This is a genomic window from Kitasatospora sp. NRRL B-11411 (genome assembly GCF_000721345.1).
Lineage (GTDB): Bacteria > Actinomycetota > Actinomycetes > Streptomycetales > Streptomycetaceae > Kitasatospora > Kitasatospora cineracea.
In genome coordinates this window covers 1-5,978 of the sequence record NZ_JOGH01000214.1, presented here as the reverse complement: position 1 = coordinate 5,978, position 5,978 = coordinate 1, and the positions used below count along the sequence as shown (strand labels likewise).

Annotated in this window: 4 protein-coding genes and 1 pseudogene; all 5 read right to left on the bottom strand. The window is 72.5% G+C overall.

Translation table 11 applies throughout. The annotated features are described in order from the left end of the window. Positions 1-162 precede the first annotated feature (162 nt). On the bottom strand, positions 163-2,286 hold the full coding sequence (locus tag IH44_RS0138755; RefSeq protein WP_035957726.1) for a carbohydrate-binding module family 20 domain-containing protein: 2,124 nt from the start codon (positions 2,284-2,286) through the stop codon (positions 163-165). A 312-nt stretch (positions 2,287-2,598) separates the two neighbouring features. Beyond that, positions 2,599-3,747: a macrolide family glycosyltransferase gene (locus tag IH44_RS0138750; protein WP_030464557.1), complete on the bottom strand. Its 1,149-nt coding sequence runs from the start codon at positions 3,745-3,747 to the stop codon at positions 2,599-2,601. 281 nt (positions 3,748-4,028) lie between these two features. After that, positions 4,029-4,367 (bottom strand): P-II family nitrogen regulator, encoded by a 339-nt coding sequence (locus IH44_RS0138745; RefSeq protein ID WP_030464556.1) that lies wholly within the window; start codon positions 4,365-4,367, stop codon positions 4,029-4,031. Next, positions 4,364-5,692, bottom strand: coding sequence for an ammonium transporter (locus IH44_RS0138740; protein WP_030464555.1), 1,329 nt, complete (start codon positions 5,690-5,692; stop codon positions 4,364-4,366). Before IH44_RS0138740 ends, IH44_RS0138745 begins: the two co-directional genes overlap by 4 nt. Before the next feature lie 204 nt (positions 5,693-5,896). Next, positions 5,897-5,978 (bottom strand): annotated as a pseudogene (locus IH44_RS49925) (neutral zinc metalloprotease); the annotation flags it as partial.

Here is a 5,978-nt window from a genome sequence, read left to right as displayed (position 1 = left end):
GGGGTGTGGGGGTGGGTGGGGGTGGGGGTGGGGGTGGTGGTGCTCACCCGCCCGATGCTTCCAGCGGGCGGGCCTCCCGACTCCCCCCGGAGCCGGGATTCCATCCGTTCGGGCGGTTTGGCCGCCCGGGCCGTGACCTACCAATCGCCGCCGGGGCCGGGCTCAGCTGCGCCAGGTGTCGTTCAGCGCGACCTCGCCACTGGCCGGGACGGTCGCGGTGCGGTTGGCGCCGCTCTCCCAGGTGACGTTCCCGGCGGCGTCCTTGCGGACGTACTTGTACTGGATCGCGGTCCCGGCGTTCAGCGCCACGTCGAGCTTCCACACCGGGTAGGCGGCGGAGGAGAGCAGCAGCGCCTTCGAGGTGTCCCAGCCGCCCAGTTCGGCCGCGTCGCCGACCACGTAGATGTTCTGGCCGACCGTGGTGGTGGCGTTGACCGCGAAGGACGCACCGGTGCCGACCGACGGCGAGGAGGACGCGGAGGCCGAGGCGGACGGGGAGGCGGTGGCGGTGGCGCACGGGTCGCCGCTGCCGATCGCGCCGTCCTTGACGGTGACGTTGCCGGTGCCCAGGGCGTAGTTGCTGCCGCCGTTGTTGTCCCAGGTGCCGCTGCCGTTGTTGAAGGTGGCGGCCAGGCCGGTGGCGGTGCCGAGGCTGACGGTCTTCTTCACCCAGCCGGTGCAGGCCGCGTCCATGGCCACGCCGGGGGCGGTGGTCCAGCTGCCGCCGTTGGGGGCGTAGTGCAGGTCGTAGGCCGACCAGTTCTTGTCGGTCGAGTAGAAGACGGTGGCGCTGTTGCCGCTGCCGGTCGGCGAGGCGGACGGCGACGCGGAGGCGGACGGCGTGGGCGTGGCGGTGGCGGTGCCGCCGGCGCCGACGTACAGGGCGACCGCGTCGCCCGCGCCGACGGTGGCGGTGAACTTGCCGTCCGAACCGACGGTGTAGGTCTGGCCGGTGCAGCCGCCGTTCACCGGGTCGCCGTGCTGGACGTCGCAGTAGGTGCCGGCCGGCAGCGAGGTCTGGAAGGTCTGGGTGATCGCGCCGGACTCCCGGTTGATCGCCACGTAGCCCTTGCTGCCGCGGCCGAAGCCGATCGCGTTGTTGCCGTTGGACCACCAGTTGGTCATGCCGGTGCCGGCGACCGCGTTGCGGAAGCCCACCATGTTGGCGACCTGGCGCCAGGCGTGGGTGCAGTTCCAGCCGTCCTGGTAGCAGGCGTTGACGGTGCCGCCGTTGGGCGGGCCGTCGTCGTTGCTGCTGAACGCGTAGCCGGAGTAGACGTTCGGCGAGCCGTACGGGTTCGCCAGCATGAAGACGTTGGCCAGCGTGTAGGCGGAGCCGTACTTGTAGTTCAGGGTCGAGCCGTTGCGCTCGGTGTCCCAGTTGTCGACGAAGGTGCGGGCCTGGGCGGAGCCGAGCAGGCCGCTGCCCCAGCTCTGCAGGTCGGAGATCTTTCCGCCGTTGAAGGCGCTCTTCAGCCAGGTCGCGGAGCGGAACTCGTCGACGTCGCCGTTGCCGGTGTACTCGGAGGGCTGGACGGCCTCGCCCGCGCCGTAGATGACCTCCTGCACCCAGAAGGCGTTCGGGTTGCTCATCTTGGACTTGATGGCGGCCAGGTCGCTCGCGGCGATGTGCTTGGCGGCGTCGATCCGGAAGCCGTCGACGCCCAGGGTGAGCAGGTCGCTCAGGTAGTTGGCGATGGTCTGCTGGACGTAGCCGGAGCCGGTGTTCAGGTCGGCCAGGCCGACCAGCTCGCAGTTCTGCACGTTGGAGCGGTCGCCGTAGTTGGTGATCTGCGTCCGGCAGGAGTGGAAGTCCTGGTCCTGGTAGTAGCCCGGGTAGTTGTACTTGGTGTAGTTGGTGCCGCCGGTGCCGGTGCCGCTGCCCGCGGTCATGTGGTTGACCACCGCGTCGGCGACCACCTTGACGCCCGCGGCGTGGCAGGTGCTGACCATGTTCTGGAACGAGGCGCGGTCGCCGAGCCGGCCGGCGATCTTGTAGCTGACGGGCTGGTAGGAGGTCCACCACTGGGCGCCCTGGATGTGCTCCTGCGGCGGGGAGACCTCGACGTAGCCGTAGCCCTTGGGGCCGAGGGTGTCGGTGCACGCCTTGGCCACCGAGTCGAACTTCCACTCGAACAGGGTGGCGGTGACGTCCTTGCCGCCGGGCGGGGTGGCGGTGGCGGTGGGGGCGAGCGAGAGCCCGGCGCCGACCGAGAGGCCGAGCGCCGCGAGCGCGGTGGTGGCGGCGGCGAGCCGCCTTCTGCGGGCGGGGGCGGAGGTGGGCAAGGGAGCGCTCCTGGGGGAGGCCCGCACCGCGGACGCAGGTCGCGGGACGGGAGGCGGCAGGGTGGGGGGCCGCGACGGCGGGGGTGTGCCGTCAGCGCGACGGGGGGAGGGTCGCTACTGCAAAGACGCTGCAAAGGCGTTGAAACTTGCTGGAAACTTGCAGTGGCATGACCATAGGGTCCGCCCGGACGCCCGTCAAGGGAGGCGGCGGGCCGCCGTGACCGGGAGAACGGGCCGGGAAAACGGACGCGCCGGCCCGCCGCTGACCGTTCGTCAACGGTGGACCGGCGCGGTGCGGCGCCCCCGGGGAGGTCAGCCCAGCTGCTGCTCGATCAGGTCGCAGGCGCGGGCGGTGCCGCCCTCGGACCGCGCCCGCGCGCTCAGCGCGCGCGAGCGGGCCGCCACCTCCGGGTCGCCGACCAGCTCGGCCAGCGCCGCGCGGAGCGCCTGCGGCGTGGCGTCCGCGGTGTCGATCCGGCGGGCCACGCCGAGCTCGACCAGCCGGTCGGCGTTCATGAACTGCTCGGCGGCCTGCGGCACCGCGATCATCGGCACCCCGGCGAGCAGGCCCTCCCCGCAGCCGCCCATCCCGGCGTGCGTGACGAAGGCGTCGGCCTGCGCCAGCACCGCCCGCTGCGGCACCCAGGGGTGCACCTCGACGCCGGGCGGGACCTCCCCCAGCTCCGCCGGGTCGGTGTGCCTGCCGATCTGCAGCACCAGGTGCCAGCCGGGCAGGTCGCCGAAGGCGGCCAGGCAGTTGCGGTAGAACTCCGGCTGCCGGGTGAACGCCGAGCCGAGCGAGACCAGCAGCACCTTCTCCGCCCCGGCCGGCCGCCGCCAGCTCCCCTGCTCGGCCCGCAGGTCGAAGCACGGGCCGACGAAGTCGACCGCCGCCCGGTCGACCCGGTCGGCGTGCGGCTGCATCGCCTCGGTGATCATGGCGACGGCCCGGACCGGCCGTCCGGAGAAGTCGTCCACGTCGAGCGTGGTGGCGCCGCTGCCCGCCAGCCACCCGGCGAACCGGTCGAAGTAGGCGTCGGCGCCGGGCAGTTGCCGCAGCTGGGCGCCGATCTCCTGCTGGTAGCCGTCCCAGCCGACCAGCGTCGGCGAGAGCTGCACGACCGGCCGGCCCTGCGCCTCGGCGAGCGCCCGGGCCGCGTAGGCCCCGATGTCGTACAGGTAGAGGTCGGCCGGATCGGCGTCGTAGTGCGCGTGCAGCCGGGGCAGCATGGCGATCGCGTCCTCCAGGAAGACCCGCATGGCGCCGATCGCGTCCTCGGGCCAGTCGTGGTCGGCGACCGGGAGGGTGGAGGGGTGGGGGACGAGCTCGGCACCGGTGGGGGCGATCAGCCCGGCGGCCGAGGGGTCGTTGACGTACGTCACCCGGTGGCCGCGGGCGACGAGTTCGCGGATCACTTCCAGGCTGGGGCGGACGTGGCTGACGGCCGGGATGCCGATCATGGCGATGTGGGCGCGACGGGTCACGGGAGGAGCACCTGCTTCCGTTCTACGGGGGCGTGGACAACACACCGCACCGCCGGGGCGCCGTCACGAAGGCGCGCGGGGCGGGCGGGACGCGGGGGCTCGGGGCACTGCCCCGGCCGCGTCAGCCGTAGATCTGGTGGAAGGAGGACATGCCGGCGACCCTAGCCCGGATGCGGCCGGACCGCATCCGGATTAACGGGCGGGCAGAACTCCCGGGCGCGGCAACACCCGGGAGAGCAGAGCAGATTGACGGATCGTCAGACCGCGTCCGGTCCGCGCTCGCCGGTGCGGACCCGGACGATGCCCTCGACCGGCACCGTCCACACCTTGCCGTCGCCGATCTTCCCGGTCCGGGCCGCGGCCACGATGGCGTCGGTGACCCGCTCGGCGTCCTCGTCCTCCACCACCACCTCGATCCGGACCTTCGGCACCAGGTCGATCCGGTACTCCGCACCCCGGTACACCTCGGTGTGCCCGTGCTGCCGCCCGTACCCGCTGGCCTCGGTGACGGTCAGCCCGTGCACGCCGAGCTCCTGCAGCGCGGTCTTGACCTCGTCCAGCTTGAACGGCTTGACGACGGCGGTGATCAGCTTCATGCGGGGCGGGTCCTGTCGGAGGCGGGCGCACCGTGCTGGTGCAGGCTGGCGTGGGCGGTGGCGGAGCCGTGGCCCAGGACGCCGTGATCGTACGCGGTCTCGGCGTGCACGGCGAGGTCCAACCCGGTGAGTTCGTGCTCGGGCGCGGCCCGGAAGCCCATCAGCCGGTCGATCGCCCGGCCGATGCCGTACGTCATGGCGAACGCGTACCCGGCGACCACCAGGACGGCGACCAGCTGCTTGCCGAACTGGCCGATCCCGCCACCGTGCAGCAGCCCGGTGGGGCCGCCGGTCATCGCGGCGGTGGCGAACAGGCCGATCAGCAGGGTGCCGATGACGCCGGCCACGAAGTGCACGCCGACCACGTCGAGCGAGTCGTCGTAGTTCAGCCGGAACTTCCAGCTGACGGCGTAGCAGCAGACCAGTCCGGCGGCCAGGCCGATCACCAGCGCGCCGAGCAGGTCGACGCTGCCGCAGGACGGGGTGATGGCGACCAGGCCGGCCACCGCGCCGGAGGCGGCGCCGAGGGTGGTGGCGTGGCCGTCGCGCTTCTTCTCCACCAGCAGCCAGCCGAGCAGGCCCGCGCAGCCGGCCGCCTGGGTGTTGAGGACCGCGGCGGCGGCCAGGCCGTTGGCGCCCAGCGCGGAGCCGCCGTTGAAGCCGAACCAGCCGAACCAGAGCAGGCCCGCGCCGAGCAGCACCAGCGGCAGGTTGTGCGGGCGCATCGCCTCCTTCTTGAAGCCCAGGCGCGGCCCGAGCAGCAGGGCCAGGGCCAGGCCGCTGGCGCCGCAGTTGACCTCGACGACGGTGCCGCCGGCGAAGTCGAGGGCGCCGAGGTCCTTCAGGATCCAGCCGTCGGGGGCGAACACCCAGTGCGCGACGGGCACGTACACCAGCAGCGTCCACACCGCGGTGAAGGCCACCCAGGAGCCGAACCTGGCCCGGTCGGCGATGGCGCCGGAGATCAGCGCGGCGGTGATGATCGCGAAAGTCAGCTGGAAGGTGGCGAACAGCAGGGTGGGGACGTGCCCGGTGAGGCTGTGCGGGGTGATGCCGGCCATCCCGAGGTGGTCGAGGGAGCCGATCAGGCCCCAGCCGGCGTCCTTGCCGAAGGCCAGCGAGTAGCCGGCCAGCAGCCAGACCACGGTGACCACGGCGATCGACACGAAGCTCATCATGATCATGTTGAGCACGCTCTTGGTGCGCACCATGCCGCCGTAGAACAGCGCCAGGGCCGGGGTCATCAGCAGCACGAGCGCGGTGCAGGCCAGCAGCCAGGCGGTGTCGCCGCTGTCCAGGGTGGGTGGGGAGTCAGCGAGGAGCATGCGGGGAGTGTCGCCGGGCCGGATTTCGCGTCGCCGTCGCGGGTGTTTCGGCGGTGTTTCGGGTTTCCCCGGAGTTTCCAAAATCTCACCGTCCGGACACCCCGGGCGCCGTCCCCGGCACCCCGGGCACCGGTGCCGGCCCCGGACACGCCGTTGCCCGGCGGCCGCTGGTGCGGCTGCCGGGCAACGGCCGGTTCACCGGGTTCAGCCGGTCTGGACGGCGGTGTCGTCGATCACGAAGGAGGTCTGCAGCGAGGAGTCCTCGACCGCGTTGAACTTCACCGTG